Below are 25,373 nucleotides of genomic sequence, written 5' to 3'. Positions count from 1 at the left end.
CTGTGAACAATGCATCGAAAAGTCTGGTCCCAGCGTAGGCGGACCCGCAAGCTGCCGCGATGGGGAGACATGCCCATGTGCATAAACCGTTAAAGAACGACGGCGGCAGGTGGGTCCCGGGGGAACCGCACCAGCCGCCGTCGAGCGTCAGGCGTTTAGAGCCTTGAAATCAGTGGCCTTCGGCCGAGAAGCGCTTGATGGAAGCTTCCAGCTCGGCTTCGGCAGCGGCGCGGTCGCCCCAGCCCTCAGCCTTGACCCACTTGCCGGGCTCCAGGTCCTTGTAGCGCGTGAAGAAGTGCTCGATTTCCTTGACCAGGAATTCGCTGACGTCGCTGACTTCCTGGATGTGGTCGAAACGTGCGTCAACGGGGACGCAGAGGACCTTGGCGTCTCCGCCGCCGTCGTCCGTCATGTTGAAGACGCCGATGGGGCGGGATTCGACGATGACGCCCGGGTGCAGATCGAAGTCCTGCAGGAGCACCAATGCGTCCAGCGGGTCGCCGTCTTCGCCCAGGGTGTTCTCGAAGAAACCGTAGTGCGTGGGGTACTGCATGGAGGTGAACAGGACGCGGTCCAGGCGGACACGGCCGGTTTCGTGGTCAACTTCGTACTTGACGCGCGATCCCTTGGGGATCTCGATGGTCACGTCGTGCTTCATGGAATGCTCCTTGACGGGTGTGGGTGGGGCGCGGCAGGCAAAAGCGCAGCCGGCGCCGCCGACTACTATTGAGGATATAGCGAGAGGCCCGGGTTTCTTGAACCGGCGGGGACATTTCAGGACTGACAGGACCAAGCAACTTCCATGATGGGCGTTAAAAACGGGGGTGCCCGCAAGCGGGTGCCTGCGGCGTGGGGGCGCTTTACCTGGCCGGTGCTACTGACCACCGTTTTGATGTGCCTTGGTGCCGTGGTGGCTGTGGGGATGTTTCCGAACTTGCTCACTTTCCCCAAGCCCCCGCCCTCCATTCCCTCCTGGCAGCAGGTGCCGGACCGCCTTTCGGGCGCCAACAGTGTGCTGCCGTTGGATGCCTCAGCGCCTATCCCGGTTGCTAGCGAGGTCACGAAGCTCCTGGACACTACCCTCAAGCCGGACGGCGCGGGCAGTATCAGCGGCGTGGTGATGGATGCGTCCACTGGCCAGGTTCTTTTCGACCGCGAGGCCAACGTCAACCGCATCCCGGCCTCGAACATGAAGCTGTTGACCGCTGTGGCCGCCTTGAAAGCGCTCGGTCCCGACTCAAGGTTCACCACCCGCGTGCTCGCATCTGACAATCCCTCCACAGTGGTGCTGACCGGGGGAGGGGACGTTCTGCTGGGCGCTTCCGCTTCCGAGCCCACTGCTGTACTTGGCCGGGCCGGACTAGCTTCCCTGGCTGCGGACACGGCTGCCGCTTTAGCGTCGGCTGGGGTGAAGGGGCCAATTACCGTGCAAGTTGACGACTCACTTTTCAGTGGCGCGCCCCTTAACCCCGCATGGAGTTTGGACGATGTGGCCGCCGGGGAAACCGCGCCGTTGTTCTCCTTGGCGTTGAACTCCGGCCGTTACGCCCCGGACGTTCTAACCGGTCCCAGACCCCAGGATTCCGCCATCACCACCGCGCAGGCGTTCGCCGAGCAGTTGGGGGCGGCTGGCGTAACGGTGAGTCCCGGCGTCGAACGTGGTAAGGGTCTTCCCGCCAAAGAGTTGGCAGCTGCTGAGTCCGCAACCGTGAGCGAGCAAGTGGACCTCATGCTCGAATCCTCGGACAACTTCCTCGCAGAAGCGCTGGGCCGGATGACCGCCTTGGCGTCTGGTCTCGGGGGGACGTACGACGGCGCTACTGCGGCCGTGCGGCAAAGGCTGGGGGAGCTGGGGATCGCCACGGATTCGATGCAGCTGGCCGACGTCTCGGGCCTTGCCTTGGAGAACCAGGTCACAGCCCGGCAATTTGCCGAGGTTGTCCGTGCCATCACCAGCGGTTCGGATCTTGCCTTGCGGAGCGCCCTCGATGGTTTCCCCGTGGCTGGGCTAACCGGGACCCTGAATGACAGGTACGGCGAGGCTGGTACGTCCGAGGGCGCCGGACTGGTGCGCGCCAAGACCGGGACGTTGAATACCGTGATCGCATTGAGCGGCTACGTAGTGGACTCCGATGGCCGGCTGCTCGTGTTCTCCTTTATCGGCAACGGTTTGGACCCGGGAGCCGCGGGCAACAAGGTGGCCATGGACCGTTCGGCGTCAGTGTTGGCCTCCTGCGGGTGCCGGGGCTAGTCCTCCGCGCGGAGCGAACTTAAGGCACACTGTCAGCCTCGTGTGGTGTGATGGACCGTATGGTGTCATCTGCCCGAGAATCGTCAGCAGGGGCCCCGTCCCTGATCAACTGGGACCTGGCCGCCTCTACGGCTGCCCGGCTTGCCCCGCCTGGTCCGGAGCTTAGCGCCGGTGAGATTGGCAAAGCCGTGGACAATCTGCGCTTCAACGCGGATATCTCCGTCCCGCACGTGCACGACATCACCGGCTTGGATGCCGCGAGGGACCTGCGGGATTCGCACGTTCTAGTAGTGGATCGGGCGTCGTGGTCCAAGGCCAATACCCAGAGCTTCTCGGTGATGCTCCAACCTGCTCTGAAGAAGATGCTGGAGAGCCGGAGTGGAGTGGCGATGACCCCGGCGGCGGCCGCTACCAGCGGTGCCATCACTGGCACCCAGCTTGGCGCTGTGCTCGCGTTCCTTTCCAGCAAGGTCCTCGGCCAGTATGATCCCTTTGCTGCGCTGGCCCCGGAATCCAACGTTCCCCCGGGCGGCCGACTCCTGCTGGTGGCGCCCAACATCATCTCCGTGGAGCGCGAACTCAACGTTCACCCGGACGACTTCCGTCTCTGGGTTTGCCTGCACGAACAAACCCATCGGGTCCAGTTCGCCGCAGCACCGTGGCTCCGTCACCACATGCTGGATGAAATCGAGAAGCTCAGCGGCAATCTCTTGGGCAATATGGATACTTTGGTTGAACGCGCCGGCGCCGTAGCTAAGTCCCTGCGCGACCGTAATCCCTCTGAGAAAACGCCCGGCCGTGGCGCCATCCTGGACCTGCTCCAGAACCCGGAGGAAAAGGCATCCCTGTCCCACATTACGGCGGTCATGAGTCTCCTTGAGGGGCACGCCAACGTGGTGATGGATGCCGTGGATTCGAGCATCGTTCCCTCCGTGAAGACCATCCGCCAGCGCTTCAACGAACGTGGCAAGGATCGCGGCGTGGTGGAGAAGTTCATCCGCAACCTTCTCGGCTTGGACGCCAAGATGCGCCAGTACACCGATGGCGCCAAGTTCGTCCGCGAAGTTGTTGCCGTGGCCGGCATGGAAGGCTTCAACCGGGTGTGGGAATCCGCCGACTACCTACCCACCGAGGAAGAGATCCACAACTCCAAGCTGTGGCTTGAGCGGATGGGGCTTTGAGCGTACCTGCCGGTTCCGCCGTTGGTTCTTCAGGTAAAGGTCGACGGCGGCCCGGGCGTTTGGCCCCGGTCGTCGGCAAGGCACGCAAGCAGTTACAGAACGCGTTGGCTTCTGCGGGTCACCCATCACAGGTGCTTGTAGCCTGCAGCGGAGGCCCGGATTCCTTGGCTTTGGCAGCCATCGCAGCCTACTTCGCCAGACGAGGCCATGTGGACGGACACCCAGTGTCTGTCGCAGGCGTAGTGGTGGATCATCAACTGCAGCCTGGTTCCGGGGAAGTCGCTTCCCGGACAGCTGCCGTGTTGCGTGAACTGGGATTATCACCGGTGGAAGTGCGCACTGTAGAAGTTTCCGCCACTGGATTTGGGCCCGAGGCTGCGGCCCGGGATGCCCGTCATGCTGCCTTGGAGTCCGCCGCCGACCAGTTGGGTTGTGACGCGATCCTGCTCGGCCACACCTTGGACGACCAAGCCGAACAAGTACTCCTCGGCTTGGCCCGCGGTTCAGGTACGCGGTCCCTCGCTGGGATGCGGCCCATTCGCGGACGCCTGCTCCGGCCGTTCCTTGGCCTTCGCCGCGAGGAGACGCTGGAAATCTGCCGGGTAGAAGAGTTGTCTCCCTGGCATGATCCGAGCAACTCCGATCCCGCGTTTGCGAGATCCCGGACGCGTGTTGAAGTGATGCCCGTGTTGGAAGAGAAGCTGGGCCCGGGCGTGGCCGAGTCCCTGGCTCGGACCGCCGCCATCCTGCAGCAAGATGCCGATTTCCTTGAAGATCTTGCCGACGAGACCTATCTCTCACTAGTCCAGTGGGAGGGCGGCGACGCATGGCTTCCCGAGGACGCCGTTCGTGAACTGCCCGCAGCGCTCAGGTTCCGTGTCATCGCCAAGGCGGCGGCCGCCGTCGGGGGTCAACAACCCGGCTACGGGCGCCTCCAAGCTGCGGAAGCACTGCTTCGCCGGCAAGGATCGGCCGGACCTGTTGAGCTTCCCGGCCACGTAAGCGTGTACCGTTTGTCCCTCAGCGATTTGGAGCAGGAATGGTCTGTTTCATCAGGTGTTTCAACGGCAGATGCGACTGGTGATCCGGCCAAGGGCGGTCCCCGCGAAGCCGCGCGCTGTGGGAAGCTAGTATTCCGGCATCAGAAACCGTCCCAACAGTAGCCGCACCCGAGCATCAAAACAGGAGCCATTGGTGGATTCAAACGACGTCCAGGCAGATCTCAAGCACGTTCTTTACACCAAAGAGCAGATCCAAACGCGTATCGCGGAACTCGCGGCGCAGATCGACAAGGATTACGAAGGCCGCGACATCCTCATCGTCGGTGTTCTCAAGGGCGCGGTCATGGTCATGGCCGACCTCGCCCGTGCACTGCACAGCCACGTCAGCATGGACTGGATGGCTGTCTCGTCCTACGGCTCGGGCACCCAGTCCTCCGGTGTTGTCCGGATCCTCAAGGACCTCGATACCGACCTCATGGGCAAGGACGTCCTGATCGTCGAGGACATCATTGACTCCGGCCTCACCTTGTCCTGGCTCAAGTCCAACCTTGAATCCCGCGGCACGGCCAGCGTCGAAATCTGCACGGCTTTCCGCAAGCCGACCGCCGCCAAGGTGGAAATCGACGTCAAGTACGTCGGCTACGACATCCCCAACGAATTCGTGGTCGGTTACGGTCTCGACTACGCCGAGAAGTACCGCAACCTGGACTTCGTGGGCACCTTGGCCCCGCACGTTTACGAGTAACCCCCACTCTTTACGTTTACCGCGCCGCGCCCCTTTCCGCCGTTTGCACCCGTAACCTCTGGTGCGTTTTGCGGGAGTGGGTGCGGCGTTGGTGCGGAAGGGGTGCATTTGGCGGGAGTGGGTGCGGTAGCGGGAACTTGAATGCCTGAACCTGCCTGTAGTTTTCGGTGCTCGTTCCCTGCGCCGCGCCCTTTTCCGCCGTTTGCACCTGTAACCTCTGGTGCGTTTGGCGGGAGTGGGTGCGGCGTTGGTGCTGAAGGGGTGCGCCCGGCGGGAGTGGGTGCAGTAGCGGGAACTTGAATGCCTGCACCTGCCCATGCGCTAAGCCCTCGCGCTAAACTGGACCATGACCGGTGCTCCTGCCCGTCTTTTGACGTGGCTCGCCGTCATGGCGACGCTCCTCACAGCCTGTACCCCTGCGGTCGATCTCACCGAGACCGATGCCGGTCAACCAATCGCGACCTCTTCCGCCGCGCCAACCCCGGGTGACGTCGCCGCCATCCCGTCAACGACTGCCACGCAGTCTGGGGTTCCGTCACCGCCGGCAACACAGCCTCCGCCCGCACCACCTGCCGTACCCCAGGCTTTCGCCATTAACCTCTACCAAGAGGGAGACTTCGTTCCGCAGTACACCTTTGACTGGTGTGTTGCTGCGAGCATTCAGATGGCGCACAACCTCATCGACGATACCGGGGGCGGTTCGTGGGCATCCTCCGCGCAGCAAAGCGAACTCTGGGAGATGGCCCGCGCGCGGTCATCCAACTCCTTCAACGGTGCCAACCCGCGGGGTTGGGCACAGGTGCTGACCGAAGTTGGAATGGGGCCATACACAGTGGTTAGCATCGCCTCCTATGAGGACACGCTGCAGACAGCGGCCCGCGCCATTGCCGAGACTGGCCGACCAGTGGGGTTGGTCATGTGGAGTGGTCGCCATGCCTGGGTAATGAGCGGTTTTGAGTCGATAGGTGATCCCGCGCAGTTCCCGGAGTTCCAAGTCACCGGAGTGCACGTCCTGGATCCGCTCTACCCCTACGGCAGCGGACAATGGGGTCCATCCCCAGAGCCGAACAGTCTGCTCTCCCCGGAGCAGCTGGCCACACAGTTCGTGGTCAGGGAACCGCGGCGCTGGAGCACTGACCTGCCCACGGGTTACCTGCTGGTCCTCCCAGTCGCCGGGGCCTGAACTGCCCAAGCAGTCGCCGGGGCCTGAACTGCCCAAGCCCGTCAGCCCCCACGCAGGGAGCGCAGCCCTCCATCGCTCAGAATCCGTGCGAACGCCCTTGGATTCATCATGTCGGACCAGTCCCAGCGAACAACGGTGAGGCCCAGTGCCCGCAATCCGTTTTCCCGGGCTTTCTCGGCCATGACTGCCTGCTGGATGGTCTGGTTTCCCAGCAGTTCTTTTCTCAGATACTTCCCATAACCATCAAATTCCCCCACCAGATCGAGTTCGGGCCACCAAAAATCTGTTCGAGCGGTACGTCCGGTCTTCAAGGTAAAAGAACCTTGAAGGCTGGGAACGGGGAAGTTGAGCAGAATCATTTGCGCGCGACTCATGGATTCCCCCACCGACTCGGACTTGTCCGTCGACAATTCGAGAATCGCGCCAGCACGTCGTCTTCTTGATTGGCTGATGAGATCGGCGACACCTCCAGCCAGGTCGTCCACGCCCAACGGAGGACCCCATGGCTTGTCCTTGTTCCAATTGTCAGCTTCAAGAGCGTCCCCCCACCCTTGGTCGCGACGGCCGGAGTCAAGAACCGCCAAGGCCTCAGCAAAGTTCAGGGAAGCGGCCAGCTCTATTGTCGTGCGAACCTTGTCCGTGACTCGGAATTCACCGAGTTGGGCTACCCCGCTGTCACAGGCACCGAAACTTCTCCGGATCCCATGTTTCGATCGACCACCGGTTGGGTCCGCAGTCACAGTGCACAGATGCTTCGGCACGCCCACGACGCCGAGCCCCCAGAGGAGTGCCGCCGTCTGCAAATTAAAGACGGGAGGGGTCCTGGTGGTATTGACCAAGGCAGCTGCTTGGAGTCCGTGCCGTTGGCGCTCGTTCAATTCCGCCCAATAAGCAGGGCGGGCGTAAGTGCCCCGTCGGACTCGGACCAATTCGCCCCGTTTGGCCTGCTTAGCGAGCTGGCGCGCATCCTGTCCAATCCGTGTCGCGTCAGAGGCGAGTATCAGTTCTTGAAAGGCCATGAGTTCTACACTCCCCGGTCCCGGGAGAAGCCGAAAGCTCCAGCCTGAGCTATGTGGAAAACAGCATCGGCACCAGGAGAACAAGCCAAAGTGCCAATTCCGATCAGCGCAGAATTCCAATCAGCGCAGTTGGGGCCCATGCTCAGATGCATGCCCGCTCCCTTTGCCGCCGTTCGCGCCCGGTAGTGGCCACGCCCGCACCCTTTGCCGCCGTTCGCACCAGTGGTTACGGGGGCGATTGGCGTGAAGGGGTGCGCCGTGGATGGTTGATGGTGGTTAGCCGGGGGAGTGGGAGCTTAGACCAAAAGATGCACGCCCGCACTCTTTGCCGCCGTTCGCGCCCGGTAGTGGCCACACCCGCACCCTTTGCCGTCGTTCGCACCAGTGGTTACGGGGGCGATTGGCGTGAAGGGGTGCGCCGCCCAGCCAGTGGACAAGGCAGCCAAGCCCGGAAAGCGGGAAAAAACCTGTTCCAAGACGTACAACGCGAGTATCCTGTGTACGCCCAGAGGGAACTTTTGCACTTTCCGATGCGTGAGTTACTGGGAACGGTGTATAGCTTGAAACTGAAGCAGCACCACTCGCGCGCAGAAGTTGCGCCTTGCAGCACTACCAGGAGGGACGGGGCAAAACCCCGATCAGATGAAAGCTAAGAGTTTCTTCAAGGGCCCGGGCATCTGGATTGTTGTCGTCGTTGGCTTGCTCCTGGTGGCATTCGCAACACTGGCTCCGGGCGGTTCCACGCGCATTGACACCCAGGACGGCCTCGAACTCCTTTCCCAAAGCGGGAAGGTTGAGCAGGCCAAGATTTTCGACGCCGAGAACCGCGTTGATCTGGTTCTTAAGGACAACCTGAACCTGGACGGCCAGGACAAGGGCAAGAACGTTCAGTTCTTCTACGTTACGGATCGCGGTCCGGATGTGGTGAAGGCTGTCACCAACGCCAACCCGGACAAGGGTTTCACTGACCAGCCGGTCGAGAACAACTGGTTCTCCGGGCTGTTCTCCCTGCTCATCCCCGTGCTGCTGCTCGGCGTCCTGTTCTGGTTCCTGCTTTCCCGTATGCAGGGTGGCGGCTCCAAGGTGATGCAGTTCGGCAAGTCCAAGGCCAAGCTGGTCAACAAGGACATGCCGCAGGTGACTTTCTCCGACGTCGCCGGTGCTGACGAAGCCGTGGAAGAGCTCCAGGAAATCAAGGAATTCCTCCAGGAGCCGGCCAAGTTCCAGGCCGTTGGTGCCAAGATCCCCAAGGGTGTGCTGCTCTACGGCCCTCCAGGTACTGGCAAGACGCTGCTCGCCCGCGCTGTCGCCGGTGAAGCCGGTGTTCCCTTCTTCTCCATCTCCGGCTCGGACTTCGTTGAAATGTTCGTCGGCGTTGGCGCTTCCCGTGTTCGCGACCTTTTCGAACAGGCCAAAGCAAGCTCCCCGGCCATCATCTTCGTGGATGAAATCGACGCCGTTGGTCGTCACCGTGGTGCCGGTATCGGTGGCGGTAACGACGAGCGCGAGCAGACGTTGAACCAGCTCCTCGTTGAGATGGACGGTTTCGACGTCAAGACCAACGTCATCCTCATCGCGGCCACCAACCGTCCCGACGTCCTGGACCCCGCTCTGCTGCGCCCGGGCCGTTTCGACCGCCAGATCACCGTTGAAGCCCCGGATATGATCGGCCGTGAACAGATCCTGAACGTCCATGCCAAGGGCAAGCCGATGGCCCCGGGCATCGACCTCAGGGGTGTTGCCAAGAAGACTCCCGGCTACACGGGTGCGGACCTGGCCAACGTCTTGAACGAAGCTGCCCTGCTGACTGCGCGTTCAAATGCCAATCTGATCGATGACCGCGCATTGGACGAAGCAATCGACCGCGTCATGGCAGGTCCCCAGAAGCGCAGCCGCGTCATGAAGGAACTCGAACGCAAGATCACCGCGTACCACGAAGGTGGCCACGCACTGGTTGCTGCTGCCCTTCGCAACTCCGCCCCGGTCACCAAGATCACCATCCTTCCCCGCGGCCGTGCGCTCGGCTACACCATGGTGATCCCGGAAGACGACAAGTACTCGGTCACCCGCAACGAACTGCTCGACCAGATGGCCTACGCCATGGGCGGGCGTGTTGCCGAGGAAATCGTGTTCCACGATCCCTCCACGGGTGCTTCCAACGACATCGAAAAGGCCACCTCTACGGCCCGGAAGATGGTCACTCAGTACGGCATGAGTGAACGTGTTGGTGCCGTGAAGCTGGGCCAGGGCGGTGGCGAGCCGTTCCTCGGCCGCGACGCGGCTCAGGAGCGCAACTTCTCCGACCAGATCGCCTACGTTGTGGATGAGGAAGTACGCCGTCTGATCGACCAGGCTCACGATGAGGCCTACGCCATCCTCACGGAAAACCGGGACGTTTTGGACCGCTTGGCGCTGGAACTTCTGGAGCGGGAAACACTGAACCAGACGGAGATTGCCGAAATCTTCCACGACATCCGGAAGCGCGATTTCCGCGAGATCTGGCTGTCCAAGGAATCCCGTCCGGTCCAGTCCATCCCGCCGGTGGAATCCCGCGCCGAAAAAGCGGAACGCGAAGCCCAGGAAGAGGCCAAGAAGGCCCGCTTGGACGAGCCTTTGGACGTAGTAGCACCCCACGCCCAGGGAGTCAGCAGCCAGGAGTCATTCCAAGCCCCGCAACCCGACGGCGGCAACGACCACCCGCATCACGGCTAAGCTTTCTGCTGTGACTCATTTCGACGACGACGACGACCTCGCCGCCGCCCACGGTTCCGCCGCGGGCTCCAAGCACGGCCATAAAGTGGACCGTCCGCGCATTGAAGCGGCTGTCCGCGAGATTCTCCTGGCTATAGGTGAAGACCCTGAGCGCGGAGGCCTCCTGGACACCCCAAAGCGCGTGGCCAAGGCTTACGCCGAGGTCTTCGCAGGGCTGCACCAGCACCCTGCGGATGTCCTCTCCACCACGTTCGACCTCGACCATGAAGAGCTTGTCCTCGTGAAGGACATCCCCTTCTACTCGACTTGCGAGCATCACTTGGTGCCGTTCCACGGCGTCGCCCATGTTGGTTACATTCCGTCACATGACGGAAAGGTGACCGGCCTGAGCAAGTTGGCGCGGCTGGTCGATATCTATGCACGCCGGCCGCAGGTGCAAGAACGCCTCACCACGCAGATCGTCGAGGCACTTGTGAAGCACCTCAACCCCCGCGGCGCGATTGTCGTCGTCGAATGTGAACACATGTGCATGTCCATGCGCGGCATTCGCAAGCCCGGCGCAAAGACCGTCACCAGTGCGGTGCGCGGTCAACTCCATGACCCGGCCACCCGCGCCGAGGCCATGAGCCTCATACTCGGAAGGTAAGCACTATGGACTCCCTCGCTGCAGCACCTGGAACCGGCCCGGCCACAAGCCCGCTGCCGATTCTCCGCAAACCGCGACCCGCTGCCAGGTTCGAGGACCTGCCAACGGACCGCACGCTCGTCATGGGAATCCTCAATGTCACCCCGGATTCCTTTAGCGACGGCGGCACTCACCGGACACCGGACACCGCCATCGCGCTCGGCCTGCGTATGTTTTACGCAGGTGCAGACATCATCGACGTCGGTGGTGAATCCACCCGTTCCGGCGCTGAACCGGTTTCCCCCGAAGAAGAACAACGCCGCGTCATCCCGGTGATTCAAGCATTGGTGAAAGCCGGCGCGCTGGTCAGCATCGACACGATGCATACGTCCACCGCTGCCGCTGCCATTGAGGCGGGTGCGGCCATCATCAACGATGTCTCGGGCCTGACGATCGAACCGGACATGCCCGAGCTCGTTGCCCGGACCAAGGTTCCGTACATCCTGACGCATCGGCGTGGCGACGCCCTGACCATGGACAGCCTCACTGACTACAACAACGTCACGGAGGACGTCGTGGCTGAGCTCAGCGGCGTCCGCGACAAGCTCTACGCAGCTGGCGTTGCGCCGGAACAGATCATTGTCGACCCCGGTATCGGTTTTTCCAAGAAAGAGGACCAGAACTGGGAGATCCTGAAGAACCTGGACCAGCTGTTCACGCTGGGCCACAAGGTGATGGTTGCCGCTTCCCGCAAACGGTTCCTCGGTTCCCTCCTGACAGTGGCCGGTAAGTCCGCTGCGCCGTTGGAACGCGACGCAGCTACCGCTGCCATCACCGCTTTGAGCGCCACTAAGGGCGCCTGGGCTGTCCGCGTTCACGACGTCGGCCCCAGCCTTGACGCCGTCAAGGTCGCCGCCCGCATCTCCCGCTGATTGGATACCGCTGTGGACAGGATCACGCTGACCGGCGTCACCGCCGTCGGCTATCACGGAGTGTTCGATTTCGAGCGCCGTGACGGCCAGCCTTTCGTTGTGGACGCCGTGCTGTACTCGGACTTCACCAAAGCGGCTGAGACAGACGATCTCCAGTACACGGCCCATTACGGTGAAGTCGCCGAACTGATCACCAAGCACATTGAAGGCGACCCCTTGAACCTCATTGAGGGCCTGGCCGTCAGGATTGCCGAGGGCATCCTCGAGAATTACAACGTGGCCGCCGTCGATGTCACCGTCCACAAGCCCAAGGCGCCCATCGAGGTGCCGTTTGGCGACGTCACTGTCAGCGTCCACCGGGAGCGATCATGACGTCCGGCTATACCAAGGCCATTCTGGCTCTTGGCAGCAATCTGGGGGAGCGGAACGACACCCTCTCCACGGCCGTCGCGGACCTGGTGGACCCCCCGGAGGTGCGCCTCTTGGGTGTATCGCCGGTGGTGCAGACCAAGCCTGTGGGCGGTCCGGAGGGCCAACCGGATTTTCTGAACATGGTCATGGCCGTGGAGACCACGTTGACCCCTTTGGAGCTCCTGAAGCACTGCCACGCGGTGGAACAGAAGCATCACCGCACGCGTGAGGTGCGCTGGGGGCCAAGGACGCTTGACGTGGACATCATCGTGTTTGGTGACGTGGTGAGTGATGATCCTGTTCTGACCATTCCGCATCCGAGGGCAGCTGAGCGCGCCTTCGTGCTCTACCCGTGGTCCTTACTGGAGCCGCACGCCACGCTGAGCGGCGAAAGCGTGGCTGAACTGGCCGCCGTCGCCGCTGACATGCCGGACATCCGGCGCTTCGACGGCTTTGGCGACGTAGCCGGCGTGCCGGCGACGGGAGCAGTGGAGCAGCCATGAAAGCAATGCGCCCTGTGGTTCTGGTGCTCATCGCCGTCATCGCTGCCGTCATCGGATGGTTGGCTACGGTCACTACTAACCGTTTCAGCATGCCAACACCGGTGCTGCCGGTCTCCGCACTCATCACCATGGCTGTCATCGCCGTCCTGACGCTCATCATGGGCATCCGTGTGCTGCGTTGGCGCAACGGTAAGAAAAAGAATCTGCTCAACCCGATCCTCGCGGCAAGGACGCTGATTCTTGCCCAAGCCTGCGCCTACGCCGGGACGTTGCTCCTGGGTTGGCATGTAGGAATCGCGGTGGATCTTCTCCGTATCGGTGGTTTGCGCGGCGGCGAGGGCATTCTGTGGAATGCCCTGCTGATGGGCGGAGGCGGTGTGGTGATGGTGGTGGTTGGACTCGTAGTGGAGCGGTTCTGCCGGATCCCACCGGAGGACCTGGAAGGTGGTACCGCCGGACCGGAAACCCGTCGAGGCGAAACAAAGGGTGAAGGCGAATATGCATACCGAGGCGATTGATCCTCCCGGCGTCCAGTGGCTGAGGGTATCCCCGAAGTACGTCACGGTTCGCTTGGTGGAGTGGGCTATCGGCAACGTATTGATGCTTGCGGTCCTCAGTTTGCCTCTCATTTTCGTGCTGCTCGGCTGGTGGCGGTGGCCGCCGTTGTGGCTGGCCATCACGGTTCCCGCGGTGATGCTGGTGTTGGCGTTGTGGCGGCTGGTGCTGATTCCACGCCAGGTTCGCGCGATCGGCTATGCCGAGCGCGACGACGACCTCCTCATTCGCCGCGGCATTTTCTTCCAGCGGACCATGGTGGTCCCCTACGGCCGCATGCAATACGTGGACGTTGCAGTGGGTCCCGTCGAACGCAGCTTAGGGCTGTGCACGCTCAAGCTTCACACCGCGTCAGCGGGAACCAATGCGCAGCTGCCTGGCCTCCCCTCAGCAGAGGGGGCACGCTTGCGCGAGCAGCTTTCGGCCCGCGGAGAAGCCAGGTTGGCCGGGCTGTGAGCCTGGAGAATAGCGCAACTGAGAGCCTCCCGGGCAAGCCGGAACCAGCGGTCGACGGCGGCTGGAACAGGGTCCACCCCGCGTCACCTTTTGTTCGCGGCTGGGTGGCGCTGGCCGCCGTCGGGTTCTTCTTTGGCCGGGACGCTTTCGAGCGGATGCTGCAGGGCCGGGATTTCCTTGATCCGAACCTCAGCGGCCGGGTGCCGTGGCTCCTGGCTGGCGGCGGTGTGGTTCTGCTGTTGACGGTAGGCGGTTTTATTCTCAGCTGGTACTTCACCCGCTACCAAGTGGCCGAGGGGTACGTCCGCGTCAATACCGGCTTCCTGTTCAAGCAGCAACGGCAGGCCCGATTGGATCGCGTCCAGGCAATCGACATTGTGCAGCCGCTTTTAGCGCGTATTTTCGGGCTCGCTGAGCTCAAGTTCGAAGTGGCCGACGCCGGCGAGTCGGCAGTGCGGCTCGCTTACCTCCCGCTTGACCAAGCCAAGCAGCTGCGTGCCACCATCCTCGCTCGGGCGGCGGGTGTGGTCAGTGGGCCCGAGACGACAGAGGAAATTCCGGAAGCTCCCGAGCATGTTGTACTGTCCGTGCCGCCGTCACGGCTCATCGGTTCCCTGCTGCTGAGCGAGCAGACCATCGGAATCCTGGCCGGTTCCGCAGTAGTTGTTGTCGTCTCCGTTCTCACGCAGAACCAGACCCTTTTCCTGGCCCTCATCCCCGGCATTCTGGGAATCGGCGCCGCATACTGGAACTCCTTCAACAAGGGCTACAACTTCACGGCTGCAATCTCACCGGACGGTATCCGCCTTAGGTACGGACTCCTGGATACCCAGGCGCAGACCTTGCCTCCCGGACGCATCCAGGCTCTCATGGTGACGCAGCCACCCCTTTGGCGGATCTTCGGCTGGTATCGCATGCACGTCAATGTTGCGGGCTACGGGGTTTCGGGCGGTACCGAAGGTGCTGCCCGCACCATGTTGCTCCCTGTTGGCATGAGGTCTGATGTCCTGCGGATGATGTCGTTGGTGCTGCCTGATCCGGGAGTTGAGGATCCGGAACGCGTGTTCAGCGCTGGGCTGGATGGACTGGGGCCGGCAGGAGTTGACCTGGCGCCAGGGGATGGGTACGTCACCACTCCCCGCCGCGCCCGTTTGTTGGCCCCGTTGGGCTGGCGTCGCAACGGATTCTTGGCCACTAAAACTGCGCTGCTGATCCGATCAGGCCGCTGGTGGCACACGTTGGTCATGGTTCCGCACCAGCGGACGCAATCCATGGCACTTCACCAAGGCCCGTGGGCGAGGCGCTTCGGAGTGGCCGACCTTGTCCTCCACACCACGGCAGGTCCCGTTTCACCCCGGGTGTTCCAAGCCGGAGTAGAGCAGGCAGTGGAACTCTTCGATCAGCAGGCCGCGCGTGCCCGGGAAGCACGGAAGAGGCAAACCAGCGAACAATGGCTGGCGCAGGTGGCTCCGCAGGCGCCGGAGGTCGCAGCCGCCATCCCGGAACCACCGGCTCAGCCAGGACAATCCGCTCAGCCCACACAACCCCAGACTTCACCACAGGAGGACCGCCACGATGGCTAGGCCAGGACGACTCGGCGTCGGGATCATCGGTGCAGGCAAGGTGGGGGCGGTGTTGGGTGCCGCTTTGCGCGCAGCCGAGCACGCCGTCGTCGGGGTTTCTGCTGTGTCCGAGGCAAGCCGCGAGCGGGCTGAGAACCTTCTTCCCGGTGTCCCGATCCTGGAGATTCAGGACATCGTGGAGCGCTCCGAGCTCGTTTTGCTTGCCGTCCCGGACGACGCCCTCGGCGAGTTGGTCGCGGGGCTGGCCAAGCTTGGAGCTTGGCAGCCCGGTCAACTAGTGGCGCATACGTCAGGCCGGTTCGGCGTCGGAATCCTCAACCCGGTCCGTGCGGTTGGCGCGATACCGCTGGCACTTCATCCCGCCATGACCTTCACGGGAATGAGCCTGGATTTGACCCGGCTCATGGACTGCACTTTCGGGGTCACTGCCGACGCTGCCATGCTGCCGATTGCTCAGGCGCTGGTGGTGGAGATGGGCGCAGAGCCGGTAGTGATTGCCGAGGCTGACCGTACCCTCTATCACGCATCACTTGCGCACAGCTCCAATCACATGGTCACGCTGGTGGCGCAGGCATCGCAGATGCTGCGGGAGATCGGCGTCGAAAACCCGGAGTCCATGCTGGGTCCTCTTTTGCGTGCAACGCTTGAGAACGCTCTCGCGTCCGGCGAAACTGCGCTTACCGGTCCCGTAGCGCGTGGGGACGTGGGTACCGTTGCCGCGCACGCCCAGGCGCTGAAGGAGTACGACGGCGGTGCAGGCGGCGATGTTCTCGCGGCGTACCAAGCCATGGCGCGGGCCACTGCGCTCAGGGCGGGAAACCGCGGACTGCTGCGTCCCGAACAACTCGACGACATTGACGAGGCTTTGGGCGCGGAACCCAAGGCTCCGGAAGGAAACTGAACAGCATGGCCATCAAACTCGTGACCACCGCGAAGGAACTGCGGACGGAGAGCGCCAAGCTCCTGGCCGCCAAAGGTGGAACTTCGCAGGGGTTGGTGCCCACCATGGGCGCCCTGCACTCAGGGCACGCCGCACTGGCTCGGACCGCCGCGGCCGAGAACGACGTTGTTGTGGCCACCATCTTTGTGAACCCCTTACAGTTCGGCGATGCCGTGGACCTGGACCGCTACCCGCGCACGCTTGACGCCGATATGGCCCTGCTTGACGCCGAGGGCGTGGATCTGGTTTTCGCGCCGACCGTGGACGAGGTATATCCCGGCGGCCAGCCTCTGGTGCGGGTCACGTCGGGCCCGCTCGGCGACAAGTGGGAAGGCGCCTCGCGTCCCGGGCACTTTGATGGCGCGCTCACCGTAGTGGCAAAACTGCTGCACTACGGACTACCTGGAGGTGCTGCACCGGACGGGACGACGACGGCCTACCGGGCCTACTTCGGGCAGAAGGACGCGCAGCAGTTGGCGTTGGTGAAGCGAATGGTCTCGGACCTGAACTTCCCTGTGGAGATTGTGCCAGTGCCCATTGTTCGCAGTGAGGACGGCTTGGCGCTGTCCAGTCGCAATCGATTCCTTTCCGAGGAAGAACGCGAAGCCGCTTTGGTGTTATCGCGGGCTTTGCGCCTTATCGAGTCCCGCGCAAACGCGCACGAACCGCTCGACCTCGATTCCGCCGTCGCGCTTGTGGAGTCCCAGCCGCTCGTGGAACTGGACTATTTCGACGTCGTCGATCCCGTCACGCTGGAACCGCTCGCAGAGAACTGCAAGGAGACTCCCTTCCGCGGTGAGGGTTTGGCGATCATCGCCGCCAAGGTGGGACCCGTTCGGCTCATCGACAACGCTCCGTTGTTCTCCTAACGTTTGGAATTTTTCTGCTGACGGGAATTGGATGGACGTTTAGACTGTTTTAGTCTTCACCGGCACAGATCGCCGGACACCAAATCCAAACCTTGGGGAATCCTCATGTCTACCGACGTCACGTCCGACGCCAACGGCAAGCCTGAATCGGGCGCTTCCGGCACTGTTATCTCTGCAGAGACCGCAGACCCGCAGGCTCCGGTGTCGAAGGCACCTGCCTCGCAGGCCCCCGTGTCCGGGAAGATGTCACGTGAATCCGTGACCGTCATTGTCACGCTGCTGGTGGCAACCTTCGTGGTGATCCTCAACGAGACCATCATGAACGTCGCCCTCCAGCGCCTCATGACGGACCTTCAGGTGAGCGCGTCCACCGTTCAGTGGCTGGCCACTGGCTTCATGCTGACCATGGCTGTCGTCATCCCTACCACCGGGTTCATCCTGCAGCGGATGAGCACGCGCGGGGCCTTCATGCTGGCCATGGGCCTGTTCAGCGGCGGAACGTTGCTGGCCGCACTGGCGCCCGGGTTCCTGGTGTTGCTGGTGGCGCGCATCGTCCAAGCCGGTGGTACTGCCATCATGTTGCCGCTGCTGATGACCACCATCCTTACGCTGGTGCCGATGTCAAAGCGCGGCGCCGTCATGGGCAACGTCAGCATTGCCATCTCGGTTGCTCCGGCCATGGGGCCCACTGTTTCCGGCATCATCCTGGACCACTTCTCCTGGCGCTTCATGTTCGTCTTCGTACTGCCGGTTGCACTGGCCGCTTTCGCCATCGGCGCCAAGTACCTCACCAACGTGGGGGAGCGCGAGAAGACCACCTTGGATGTTCCTTCGGTGATCCTTACCGTGCCCGCTTTTGGTGGCTTGGTTTATGGCCTGAGCCAGATCGGTGGCGCCGACGCCGGCGTTGTACCCGTCATAGCACTGGTGGTTGGCGTCCTCTGCCTGGCACTGTTTGTCTTCCGGCAGCTCAAGCTCCAGAAGTCCGACGCCCCGCTGCTGGATCTCCGCGCCTTCAAGTTCCGCATGTTCACGGTTTCCACGCTGCTGATGGTCGTTGCCATGATGGCCCTGTTCGGCGGCGTTATCCTGTTGCCGCTGTACCTCCAGAACACCCTGCACCTTCAGCCCTTGGAGACCGGGCTGGCTCTGCTGCCGGGCGGTTTGGCCATGGGCTTGCTGGGGCCGGTCATCGGGCGGATCTTCGACAAAGTGGGTCCCCTGCCGCTGACTGTAACGGGCTCAGTACTGATGGTCCTGACTCTTTGGCAGTTCTCGCGTCTGGATGAGGGAAGTGCGCTCGGCTGGGTCATCGCTTTGCACGTCACCCTGAGCCTTGGGCTGGCCCTGCTGTTCACGCCGGCCTTCACCACTGGCCTCAACCCGTTGCCCCCGCACCTGTACTCCCACGGTTCGGCGATCATCAGCACCGCACAGCAGGTCGCCGGTGCAGCCGGGACGGCGTTGCTCGTGTCCATCTATGCAGTGGTTTCTGCGTCTTCGGGCGAAGTAGCCGGCATGCAGACGGCATTCCTCGCCGCGACCGTTATCGCCGTGGCCGCTGTGGTGCTCGGTGCCATGATGCGCAAGACCGAGGGCGCCGGAGGCCACGGGGGCCACTGACCCATCTTCCGACGCTCTCTCACTTCCCTCGGGTTTGAACTGATCGATCTCTCACATCCCTCGGCTTTGAGCTCAACGCTTCCTCACTTTTGGTGGGGGAGCGTTGTTGCTTTAAAGGTGTGTGTTGCCTGGGTCGGTTGAGGCTCGACGGCGGTGGTTGGCTTTTGGTGGCCGCCGCCTACCAACGCTCTCGCAGGTCCCTCGGGTTTGGGTTGATCGTTCTCTCATTTCCCTCGGGTTTGGGCTGGTCGCTCTCTCACGTCCCTCAGGTTTTTCTGCGTGACGCGCTTCACAGGTGCGGGTTTGAGGTGGTTGGAGCGACTTTTGGGTTGTTTTCCTTGTGTTTGCGGGGGTTTTAGGTGGTGTTGGGGTGGATTTGGTGTGGGGGTTGGGCGCGTGTAAAGTTATTCGAGTCGCCGCCGCTGATGCGGAAAGATAGCGACCGACTCCCTTTCAATTCACCGGTTCCGGTAGTGCTTTTGTGTGCTTCTGGTTGGTGTGGGAGGCCCGAGGTTTGGTTTGCTTTGTGCGGCTGGTTCGGGTAAGTTTGAAAAGTTGCTCCGGAGCGATCCTGGTCCCTTGTGGGGGGTTTGGTGGTGCCGGGTGTGTCTGTTGTTTGAGAACTCAATAGTGTGCCAAGTTTGTTGATACCGATTGTTTTTCAATTGGTTGAAATTATGGCTGGATCATTGCGCACCCCCGTGTGTGGTGGTCTGGTTTTCAGCTGGTTTCGAATTTTGTGCAGCCGTGTTCGCCGTTATTTCCGGTGGGTGTGGTTGTGTCTGTTTGGTTTTGTTTTACTTCAACGGAGAGTTTGATCCTGGCTCAGGATGAACGCTGGCGGCGTGCTTAACACATGCAAGTCGAACGATGATCCCAGCTTGCTGGGGGATTAGTGGCGAACGGGTGAGTAACACGTGAGTAACCTGCCCTTGACTCTGGGATAAGCCTGGGAAACTGGGTCTAATACCGGATACGACCATCTGGCGCATGTCATGGTGGTGGAAAGCTTTTGTGGTTTTGGATGGACTCGCGGCCTATCAGCTTGTTGGTGGGGTAATGGCCTACCAAGGCGACGACGGGTAGCCGGCCTGAGAGGGTGACCGGCCACACTGGGACTGAGACACGGCCCAGACTCCTACGGGAGGCAGCAGTGGGGAATATTGCACAATGGGCGCAAGCCTGATGCAGCGACGCCGCGTGAGGGATGACGGCCTTCGGGTTGTAAACCTCTTTCAGTAGGGAAGAAGCGAAAGTGACGGTACCTGCAGAAGAAGCGCCGGCTAACTACGTGCCAGCAGCCGCGGTAATACGTAGGGCGCAAGCGTTATCCGGAATTATTGGGCGTAAAGAGCTCGTAGGCGGTTTGTCGCGTCTGCTGTGAAAGACCGGGGCTCAACTCCGGTTCTGCAGTGGGTACGGGCAGACTAGAGTGCAGTAGGGGAGACTGGAATTCCTGGTGTAGCGGTGAAATGCGCAGATATCAGGAGGAACACCGATGGCGAAGGCAGGTCTCTGGGCTGTAACTGACGCTGAGGAGCGAAAGCATGGGGAGCGAACAGGATTAGATACCCTGGTAGTCCATGCCGTAAACGTTGGGCACTAGGTGTGGGGGACATTCCACGTTTTCCGCGCCGTAGCTAACGCATTAAGTGCCCCGCCTGGGGAGTACGGCCGCAAGGCTAAAACTCAAAGGAATTGACGGGGGCCCGCACAAGCGGCGGAGCATGCGGATTAATTCGATGCAACGCGAAGAACCTTACCAAGGCTTGACATGAACCGGAAAGACCTGGAAACAGGTGCCCCGCTTGCGGTCGGTTTACAGGTGGTGCATGGTTGTCGTCAGCTCGTGTCGTGAGATGTTGGGTTAAGTCCCGCAACGAGCGCAACCCTCGTTCTATGTTGCCAGCGCGTTATGGCGGGGACTCATAGGAGACTGCCGGGGTCAACTCGGAGGAAGGTGGGGACGACGTCAAATCATCATGCCCCTTATGTCTTGGGCTTCACGCATGCTACAATGGCCGGTACAAAGGGTTGCGATACTGTGAGGTGGAGCTAATCCCAAAAAGCCGGTCTCAGTTCGGATTGGGGTCTGCAACTCGACCCCATGAAGTCGGAGTCGCTAGTAATCGCAGATCAGCAACGCTGCGGTGAATACGTTCCCGGGCCTTGTACACACCGCCCGTCAAGTCACGAAAGTTGGTAACACCCGAAGCCGGTGGCCTAACCCTTGTGGGGGGAGCCGTCGAAGGTGGGACCGGCGATTGGGACTAAGTCGTAACAAGGTAGCCGTACCGGAAGGTGCGGCTGGATCACCTCCTTTCTAAGGAGCTGCTAGCAACTGCTGGTGTCCGTGCATGCGGATATGTGAGTGGTTGTCAGTGTTGCCCATTGCGCAGGCGTCTGTTCTGCGGTGGGTGCTCATGGGTGGAATATCAACGAATCAAACTTGTTTGGCATGGCCTTCACCGGTTGTGTCCTGGTGCCAGTACGGCAATCCTGTGTCCCTTTTGGGGGGTGTGGTGTTGTGTGGAACGCGTCGGGGCGTGGTGTGTGTGGGGTTGTGTTTGGCGCACTGTTGGGTCCTGAGGCAACAGGACCTTTTTGCAGCAATGCATGGGGGCATCTTCTGGTGTTTCTTTTGTTCCTGCTTCCGGTTCTTACCATTGTGTCCCCGTTTTGCGGGGTGGTGGTGGTCTGGTTGACGGGGTTGTTGTTTGAGAACTACATAGTGGACGCGAGCATCTAGAACACACACGTGGCTGGCCCCTTTTTGGCGGTTGGTGTGTGTGTTCTTACAGCAATTTCTTATGAATGAACCTGGCCCTTGTGGTCATGGTTCTCTCGAGTAAGTTTATTGATCTTGTGTGGTCAAGTTTTTAAGGGCACACGGTGGATGCCTTGGCATTAGGAGCCGAAGAAGGACGTAGGAATCTGCGATAAGCCTGGGGGAGTTGATAACCGAGCGTTGATCCCAGGATGTCCGAATGGGGAAACCCCGCACAACGCTGCAAGGTGATTGTGTGACCCGCATCTGAACACATAGGGTGCGTGGGGGGAACGCGGGGAAGTGAAACATCTCAGTACCCGCAGGAAGAGAAAACAATAGTGATTCCGTTAGTAGTGGCGAGCGAACGCGGATCAGGCTAAACCGTTTCCATGTGTGATAGCCGGCGGGCGTTGCATGGGCGGGGTTGTGGGACTTTCCGTTCTGGTTCTGCCGGACCAGTGAGGTGAGGTGCAGGCATAGGTGAACGGTCTTGAAAGGCCGGCCAGAGAGGGTGTGAGCCCCGTAACCGTAATGTTGTGCACGGCCTGGGGAGTATCCCAAGTAGCACGGGGCCCGAGAAATCCCGTGCGAATCTGTCAGGACCACCTGATAAGCCTAAATACTTCCTAATGACCGATAGCGGACCAGTACCGTGAGGGAAAGGTGAAAAGTACCCCGGGAGGGGAGTGAAACAGTACCTGAAACCGTGTGCTTACAATCCGTCGGAGCAGCCTTGTAGTTGTGACGGCGTGCCTTTTGAAGAATGAGCCTGCGAGTTAGTGTTACGTCGCGAGGTTAACCCGTGTGGGGTAGCCGTAGCGAAAGCGAGTCTGAATAGGGCGAGTGTAGTGGCGTGATCTAGACCCGAAGCGGAGTGATCTACCCATGGCCAGGTTGAAGCGACGGTAAGACGTCGTGGAGGACCGAACCCACTTCAGTTGAAAATGGAGGGGATGAGCTGTGGGTAGGGGTGAAAGGCCAATCAAACTCCGTGATAGCTGGTTCTCCCCGAAATGCATTTAGGTGCAGCGTTGCGTGTTTCTTGCCGGAGGTAGAGCTACTGGATGGCCGATGGGCCCTACAAGGTTACTGACGTCAGCCAAACTCCGAATGCCGGTAAGTCAGAGCGCAGCAGTGAGACTGTGGGGGATAAGCTTCATAGTCGAGAGGGAAACAGCCCAGACCACCAACTAAGGCCCCTAAGCGTGTGCTAAGTGGGAAAGGATGTGGAGTTGCGAAGACAACCAGGAGGTTGGCTTAGAAGCAGCCATCCTTGAAAGAGTGCGTAATAGCTCACTGGTCAAGTGATTCCGCGCCGACAATGTAGCGGGGCTCAAGTACACCGCCGAAGTTGTGGATTTCACATAATGCCCTAGCCTTCGTGGTTCAGGGGTGTGGAGTGGTAGGGGAGCGTCGTGTGGGCAGTGAAGTCGCGGTGGAAACCAGCGGTGGAGCCTACACGAGTGAGAATGCAGGCATGAGTAGCGAAAGACGGGTGAGAAACCCGTCCGCCGAATGATCAAGGGTTCCAGGGTCAAGCTAATCTGCCCTGGGTAAGTCGGGACCTAAGGCGAGGCCGACAGGCGTAGTCGATGGACAACGGGTTGATATTCCCGTACCGGCGAAAAACCGCCCATGCCAAGCGGGGGATACTAACCGCCCGGAGCCTGCCCGCTCACCCTTGTGGTGTTGTGGGTTTTGGCCGAGCGCGGGACCTGATCCCGGGAGGTAAGCGTATTAACAGGTGTGACGCAGGAAGGTAGCCGGGCCGGGCGATGGTTGCCCCGGTCTAAGGATGTAGGGTCAGGGATAGGCAAATCCGTTCCTGTGTGCTTCGAGCACGTTCCTGAGATCTGATGGGACCCCCGTATGGGGGGATCCGGTGATCCTATGCTGCCAAGAAAAGCATCGACGCGAGGTTTTAGCCGCCCGTACCCCAAACCGACACAGGTGATCAGGTAGAGAATACCAAGGCGATCGAGAGAATTATGGTTAAGGAACTCGGCAAAATGCCCCCGTAACTTCGGGAGAAGGGGGGCCTGCCCCGTGATGGAGACTTGCTCTCCGTGAGCGGGTGTGGGCCGCAGAGACCAGGGGGAAGCGACTGTTTACTAAAAACACAGGTCCGTGCGAAGTCGCAAGACGATGTATACGGACTGACTCCTGCCCGGTGCTGGAAGGTTAAGAGGACCGGTTAGCCCCTTGCGGGCGAAGCTGAGAATTTAAGCCCCAGTAAACGGCGGTGGTAACTATAACCATCCTAAGGTAGCGAAATTCCTTGTCGGGTAAGTTCCGACCTGCACGAATGGAGTAACGACTTCCCCGCTGTCTCAACCATAAACTCGGCGAAATTGCAGTACGAGTAAAGATGCTCGTTACGCGCAGCAGGACGGAAAGACCCCGAGACCTTTACTATAGTTTGGTATTGGTGTTCGGAGTGGCTTGTGTAGGATAGGTGGGAGACGTTGAAACCCGGACGCCAGTTCGGGTGGAGTCATCGTTGAAATACCACTCTGGTCACTTTGGACATCTAACTTCGGCCCGTGATCCGGGTCAGGGACAGTGCCTGATGGGTAGTTTAACTGGGGCGGTTGCCTCCTAAAAAGTAACGGAGGCGCCCAAAGGTTCCCTCAGCCTGGTTGGCAATCAGGTGTCGAGTGTAAGTGCACAAGGGAGCTTGACTGTGAGAGAGACATCTCAAGCAGGGACGAAAGTCGGGACTAGTGATCCGGCGGTACATTGTGGAATGGCCGTCGCTCAACGGATAAAAGGTACCTCGGGGATAACAGGCTGATCTTGCCCAAGAGTCCATATCGACGGCATGGTTTGGCACCTCGATGTCGGCTCGTCGCATCCTGGGGCTGGAGTAGGTCCCAAGGGTTGGGCTGTTCGCCCATTAAAGCGGTACGCGAGCTGGGTTTAGAACGTCGTGAGACAGTTCGGTCCCTATCCGCTGCGCGCGCAGGAAATTTGAGAAGGGCTGTCCTTAGTACGAGAGGACCGGGACGGACGAACCTCTGGTGTGTCAGTTGTACTGCCAAGTGCATCGCTGATTAGCTACGTTCGGATGGGATAACCGCTGAAAGCATCTAAGCGGGAAGCTCGCTTCAAGATGAGATTTCCATACACATCATGTGTGAGAGGCCCCCAGCCAGACCACTGGGTTGATAGGCCGGATGTGGAAGCGAGGACTAAAGACTCGTGAAGCTGACCGGTACTAATAGGCCAACAACTTACACCACACAACACACTGCACGCGTCCACTATGTGGTTCCCGAACAACAACCGTTCCAGGAACCAAACACAACTAAATAACACAACACCACAGTTGTAACCACAAAGACTTCCCACCCCCAAGCCCACACCAGGCACACGGGGGAACGGGTAACAAGGTTACGGCGGTCATAGCGTGGGGGAAACGCCCGGTCCCATTCCGAACCCGGAAGCTAAGACCCACAGCGCCGATGGTACTGCACCCGGGAGGGTGTGGGAGAGTAGGACACCGCCGGACAACCATTAAACCGGGGAGCCCCGACCACGAAGGTCGGGGCTCCCCGCATTTAACAACCAAACCCACAGAAGCCTCCACCACCCATGGAGGCTTCACCCCTTTAACCACCCACCGACACAGCAGCCACCTCAAGAAGAGCTGGTCGCAGGAGTGCCGGCCGTAGGGCTTGAGGTCGAAGGAGCAAACACGACGATGCATGAATCCATCGGCATCAAACACAAGACCCAAAATGTCGTCCGCGTTTCGATCAGCAGAGGCGAATATTCCTTGAACCCGACTAGTTTGTGTCGCAGTTCGCAGCCGAGGTAGAAGAACTTCAAGCTCCGGCTGACCGATGGTTGCACTCCTGGCCTGGTACACGAATTCAGCACCAGGTAGAACAAACCCCGCTTCATCCCACGCGAGCATTGTTTGCCAGCGGAAGCATGGAGGAACCTCGAGCCCGTCCCAGAGCGCTCCGCCGTAGCGGGCCGCCTTTGATATTGGCCACTTCTTGCCACCTG

At 60.9% G+C, this 25,373-nt stretch carries 18 protein-coding genes and 3 rRNA genes; 19 read left to right on the top strand and 2 right to left on the bottom strand.

Annotated features, from left to right (window positions below; all coding sequences use genetic code 11):
• Window positions 1–169: 169 nt before the first annotated feature.
• Complete coding sequence (locus M1D89_RS23265) at window positions 170–658, bottom strand: inorganic diphosphatase (RefSeq protein ID WP_014920365.1); 489 nt, start codon at window positions 656–658, stop codon at window positions 170–172.
• A 147-nt stretch (window positions 659–805) separates the two neighbouring features.
• On the opposite strand from M1D89_RS23265, the gene dacB reads away from it, so the two are divergent.
• From dacB to M1D89_RS23240, 5 genes are all read left to right on the top strand, one after another.
• Entirely contained in the window at window positions 806–2,251 is a 1,446-nt protein-coding gene (dacB, locus tag M1D89_RS23260) for a D-alanyl-D-alanine carboxypeptidase/D-alanyl-D-alanine endopeptidase (RefSeq protein ID WP_498651020.1), read from the top strand.
• Between the two features lie 59 nt (window positions 2,252–2,310).
• Window positions 2,311–3,432 carry a zinc-dependent metalloprotease gene (locus tag M1D89_RS23255; protein ID WP_498647384.1) on the top strand — a complete coding sequence of 374 codons (1,122 nt, stop codon included), beginning with the start codon at window positions 2,311–2,313 and terminating at the stop codon, window positions 3,430–3,432.
• A gap of 59 nt (window positions 3,433–3,491) precedes the next feature.
• On the top strand, window positions 3,492–4,595 hold the full coding sequence (gene tilS / locus M1D89_RS23250) for a tRNA lysidine(34) synthetase TilS (RefSeq protein ID WP_498651019.1): 1,104 nt from the start codon (window positions 3,492–3,494) through the stop codon (window positions 4,593–4,595).
• Between the two features lie 31 nt (window positions 4,596–4,626).
• Window positions 4,627–5,178 (top strand): hypoxanthine phosphoribosyltransferase, encoded by a 552-nt coding sequence (gene hpt / locus M1D89_RS23245; protein ID WP_011772910.1) that lies wholly within the window; start codon window positions 4,627–4,629, stop codon window positions 5,176–5,178.
• A 346-nt stretch (window positions 5,179–5,524) separates the two neighbouring features.
• A complete protein-coding gene (locus tag M1D89_RS23240) occupies window positions 5,525–6,361 on the top strand; it encodes a hypothetical protein (RefSeq protein ID WP_498647382.1) in 837 nt (278 codons plus the stop codon).
• Window positions 6,362–6,402: 41 nt separating this feature from the next.
• On the opposite strand, the gene M1D89_RS23235 is transcribed toward M1D89_RS23240, so the two are convergent.
• A complete protein-coding gene (locus tag M1D89_RS23235; RefSeq protein WP_498647379.1) occupies window positions 6,403–7,380 on the bottom strand; it encodes a hypothetical protein in 978 nt (325 codons plus the stop codon).
• Window positions 7,381–8,022: 642 nt separating this feature from the next.
• On the opposite strand from M1D89_RS23235, the gene ftsH reads away from it, so the two are divergent.
• From ftsH to rrf, 14 genes are all read left to right on the top strand, one after another.
• A complete protein-coding gene (ftsH, locus tag M1D89_RS23230; RefSeq protein ID WP_498647378.1) occupies window positions 8,023–10,092 on the top strand; it encodes an ATP-dependent zinc metalloprotease FtsH in 2,070 nt (689 codons plus the stop codon).
• A gap of 10 nt (window positions 10,093–10,102) precedes the next feature.
• Window positions 10,103–10,738, top strand: a complete 636-nt coding sequence (folE, locus tag M1D89_RS23225; RefSeq protein WP_402938510.1) for a GTP cyclohydrolase I FolE — start codon at window positions 10,103–10,105, stop codon at window positions 10,736–10,738.
• Window positions 10,739–10,743: 5 nt separating this feature from the next.
• Complete coding sequence (gene folP, locus M1D89_RS23220; RefSeq protein ID WP_498647376.1) at window positions 10,744–11,649, top strand: dihydropteroate synthase; 906 nt, start codon at window positions 10,744–10,746, stop codon at window positions 11,647–11,649.
• Window positions 11,650–11,661: 12 nt separating this feature from the next.
• Window positions 11,662–12,021: a dihydroneopterin aldolase gene (folB, locus tag M1D89_RS23215; protein ID WP_498647375.1), complete on the top strand. Its 360-nt coding sequence runs from the start codon at window positions 11,662–11,664 to the stop codon at window positions 12,019–12,021.
• Entirely contained in the window at window positions 12,018–12,563 is a 546-nt protein-coding gene (folK, locus tag M1D89_RS23210; RefSeq protein WP_498647373.1) for a 2-amino-4-hydroxy-6-hydroxymethyldihydropteridine diphosphokinase, read from the top strand. Before folB ends, folK begins: the two co-directional genes overlap by 4 nt.
• The gene (locus M1D89_RS23205; protein WP_498647369.1) at window positions 12,560–13,081 is read left to right on the top strand and encodes a DUF3180 domain-containing protein; all 522 of its coding nucleotides are present in this window, start codon (window positions 12,560–12,562) and stop codon (window positions 13,079–13,081) included. Before folK ends, M1D89_RS23205 begins: the two co-directional genes overlap by 4 nt.
• On the top strand, window positions 13,062–13,574 hold the full coding sequence (locus M1D89_RS23200; RefSeq protein WP_017198279.1) for a PH domain-containing protein: 513 nt from the start codon (window positions 13,062–13,064) through the stop codon (window positions 13,572–13,574). Before M1D89_RS23205 ends, M1D89_RS23200 begins: the two co-directional genes overlap by 20 nt.
• The gene (locus M1D89_RS23195; RefSeq protein WP_498647368.1) at window positions 13,571–15,157 is read left to right on the top strand and encodes a PH domain-containing protein; all 1,587 of its coding nucleotides are present in this window, start codon (window positions 13,571–13,573) and stop codon (window positions 15,155–15,157) included. Before M1D89_RS23200 ends, M1D89_RS23195 begins: the two co-directional genes overlap by 4 nt.
• Complete coding sequence (locus M1D89_RS23190) at window positions 15,150–16,058, top strand: Rossmann-like and DUF2520 domain-containing protein (RefSeq protein WP_498647366.1); 909 nt, start codon at window positions 15,150–15,152, stop codon at window positions 16,056–16,058. The genes M1D89_RS23195 and M1D89_RS23190 overlap by 8 nt, the downstream gene beginning before the upstream one ends.
• A 5-nt stretch (window positions 16,059–16,063) precedes the next feature.
• Entirely contained in the window at window positions 16,064–16,966 is a 903-nt protein-coding gene (gene panC / locus M1D89_RS23185) for a pantoate--beta-alanine ligase (protein ID WP_498647364.1), read from the top strand.
• Window positions 16,967–17,071: 105 nt separating this feature from the next.
• Window positions 17,072–18,589, top strand: coding sequence for a DHA2 family efflux MFS transporter permease subunit (locus tag M1D89_RS23180; RefSeq protein ID WP_498647362.1), 1,518 nt, complete (start codon window positions 17,072–17,074; stop codon window positions 18,587–18,589).
• 802 nt (window positions 18,590–19,391) lie between these two features.
• Window positions 19,392–20,912 (top strand): 16S ribosomal RNA (locus M1D89_RS23175).
• Window positions 20,913–21,458: 546 nt separating this feature from the next.
• Window positions 21,459–24,601, top strand: a 23S ribosomal RNA gene (locus M1D89_RS23170).
• A 152-nt stretch (window positions 24,602–24,753) separates the two neighbouring features.
• Window positions 24,754–24,870: ribosomal RNA gene (gene rrf, locus M1D89_RS23165) — 5S ribosomal RNA — on the top strand.
• Together the 16S, 23S and 5S rRNA genes form the textbook arrangement of a ribosomal RNA operon.
• Window positions 24,871–25,373: the final 503 nt, after the last annotated feature.

Source organism: Arthrobacter sp. D3-18, assembly GCF_054408525.1.
Note: the sequence above shows the minus strand (reverse complement) of the source record. Positions and strands in the feature narration are given on the sequence as shown.

Bases quoted from the DNA above. Each gene is read 5' to 3' on its own strand.
- M1D89_RS23265 (WP_014920365.1), bottom strand. From the start codon at position 658: ATGAAGCACGACGTGACCATCGAGATCCCCAAGGGATCGCGCGTCAAG.
- dacB (WP_498651020.1), top strand. From the start codon at position 806: ATGGGCGTTAAAAACGGGGGTGCCCGCAAGCGGGTGCCTGCGGCGTGG.
- M1D89_RS23255 (WP_498647384.1), top strand. From the start codon at position 2,311: ATGGTGTCATCTGCCCGAGAATCGTCAGCAGGGGCCCCGTCCCTGATC.
- M1D89_RS23240 (WP_498647382.1), top strand. From the start codon at position 5,525: ATGACCGGTGCTCCTGCCCGTCTTTTGACGTGGCTCGCCGTCATGGCG.
- M1D89_RS23235 (WP_498647379.1), bottom strand. From the start codon at position 7,380: ATGGCCTTTCAAGAACTGATACTCGCCTCTGACGCGACACGGATTGGA.
- ftsH (WP_498647378.1), top strand. From the start codon at position 8,023: ATGAAAGCTAAGAGTTTCTTCAAGGGCCCGGGCATCTGGATTGTTGTC.
- folP (WP_498647376.1), top strand. From the start codon at position 10,744: ATGGACTCCCTCGCTGCAGCACCTGGAACCGGCCCGGCCACAAGCCCG.
- folK (WP_498647373.1), top strand. From the start codon at position 12,018: ATGACGTCCGGCTATACCAAGGCCATTCTGGCTCTTGGCAGCAATCTG.
- M1D89_RS23205 (WP_498647369.1), top strand. From the start codon at position 12,560: ATGAAAGCAATGCGCCCTGTGGTTCTGGTGCTCATCGCCGTCATCGCT.
- M1D89_RS23200 (WP_017198279.1), top strand. From the start codon at position 13,062: ATGCATACCGAGGCGATTGATCCTCCCGGCGTCCAGTGGCTGAGGGTA.
- M1D89_RS23190 (WP_498647366.1), top strand. From the start codon at position 15,150: ATGGCTAGGCCAGGACGACTCGGCGTCGGGATCATCGGTGCAGGCAAG.
- panC (WP_498647364.1), top strand. From the start codon at position 16,064: ATGGCCATCAAACTCGTGACCACCGCGAAGGAACTGCGGACGGAGAGC.
- M1D89_RS23180 (WP_498647362.1), top strand. From the start codon at position 17,072: ATGTCTACCGACGTCACGTCCGACGCCAACGGCAAGCCTGAATCGGGC.